The 1,779-nt window shown below is 70.0% G+C and carries 1 protein-coding gene; it reads left to right on the forward strand.

Going from position 1 to position 1,779, the window contains the following annotated elements:
* Positions 1–1,779: amino acid adenylation domain-containing protein (locus JGU66_36210; GenBank protein MBJ6766220.1), on the forward strand; the 1,779-nt coding region annotated here is incomplete at both ends.

Consider the following 1,779-nt stretch of genomic DNA (forward strand, 5'->3'; position numbering starts at 1 on the left):
GACATGCCCGTCGCGGTCCTCGCCACCCTCAAGGCCGGCGCGGCCTACCTCCCGCTCGACCCGTCGTATCCCTCCGAGCGCCTCGCCTTCATGCTCGAGGACACCTCCGCATCCCTCGTCCTCGCCCACTCCCTCTTCGCCGCATCACTCCCGTCCGCGACGAAGGCGCACGTCCTCCGCCTCGACGAGCACGCCTCGGACATTGCCCGCTGCCCCACACACTCGCTCGCGCTGGAGCTGTCCACCGAGACGCCCTGCTACTTCGTCTACACGTCTGGCAGCACCGGCAAGCCCAAGGGCATCGTGATGCCGCACCGGGCCGCGTCGAACATGTTGACGTGGCAGCTCGCGCGCAATCGTCAGCCCACCGGCACCACGCTCCAGTTTGCCTCGCTCAACTTCGACGTCTCCTTCCAGGAGCTGTTCGGCACCTGGGGCAACGGCGGCACGGTGGTGCTCATCACCTCCGACCTTCGCAGGGACCCACCGGCCCTGCTGCGCCACATGGTGCGGCATCAGGTAACGCGCCTCTTCGCGCCCTTCGTCGCGCTCCAGGCGCTCTGCGACGCCGCCATGCACGAGACGGAGCTGCCGCCACTCACCGAGGTCATCACCGCGGGTGAGCAACTCCAGGTGACGCCCGCGCTCGTCGCATTCTTCGAGCGACTGCCCGAGTGCACCCTGGAGAACCAGTACGGTCCCTCGGAGACCCACGTCGCCACCGCGTGGCTCGCGCCGGGAGCGCCCAAGACCTGGCCCATGCTGCCTCCCGTGGGCGTGCCCATCGCGAGCCTCGGCGTGTACATCCTGGACCCCGCGGGCGAGCCCAGCCCCATCGGCGTACCGGGCGAGGTCTTCATCGGGGGTGGGAGCCTGGCCCTGGGCTATCACGCACGGCCGGACCTCACCGCCGACCGCTTCGTCCCGTCACCGCTGAACACCACGCCAGGAGCCCGCCTCTATCGCACCGGAGACAAGGCCCGCTGGCTGGCCAACGGAAACATCGAGTTCCTCGGCCGACTCGATGGACAGGTGAAGCTGCGCGGCTTCCGCATCGAACTGGGCGAAGTCGAGGCCGCCCTGCGCGCGCTCCCGCACGTCAAGGACGCGGTGGCCGTGGTGCGCGAGGACGTGCCGGGCCGCCGTCAGCTCGTCGGCTACGTCGTGGGCCCCACCAACGAGTGGGACGCGGACCTCGCGCGCCGGACCCTCGCGCGCCAGCTCCCCGAGTACATGGTGCCCGCCGCGCTCGTCCGACTGGAGTCATTGCCGCTCTTGCCCAGCGGGAAGGTCCACCGAGGCGGCCTGCCCACCGTCAGTGGAGATGGGCTGGCCACGCGAGACTTCATGCCGCCCCGCACCTCGATGGAGAAGGTCGTGGCGGACATCTGGGCACCGCTGCTGGGCGCCTCGGAGGTCGGCGCGCGAGACCACTTCTTCGAGTTGGGTGGACACTCGCTGCTGGCCACGCAGGTGGCCTCGCGTCTGCGAGAGGCCCTCCAGACGGACTTCCCCATCCGACTCCTCTTCGAGCTGCCCAACCTCGCGGACCTCGCGGCGCGGCTCGAAACGTTGCGGCAAGGCGCTCCCGGCGTTCGCGCGCCAGCGCCCATCGCCGTGCCTCGCGACGTCGTCGTGCCCCAGTCCTTCGCGCAGCAGCGCCTGTGGTTCATCGCGCAGATCGACCGCACGGGACACTCGTACAACGTCCCCATCTTCACGCGGCTCAAGGGCGCGCTGGATGTCCCTGCGCTGGAGCGCACCCTGCGCGAGCTGATC

This window comes from Myxococcaceae bacterium JPH2, from assembly GCA_016458225.1.
Classification (GTDB): domain Bacteria; phylum Myxococcota; class Myxococcia; order Myxococcales; family Myxococcaceae; genus Citreicoccus.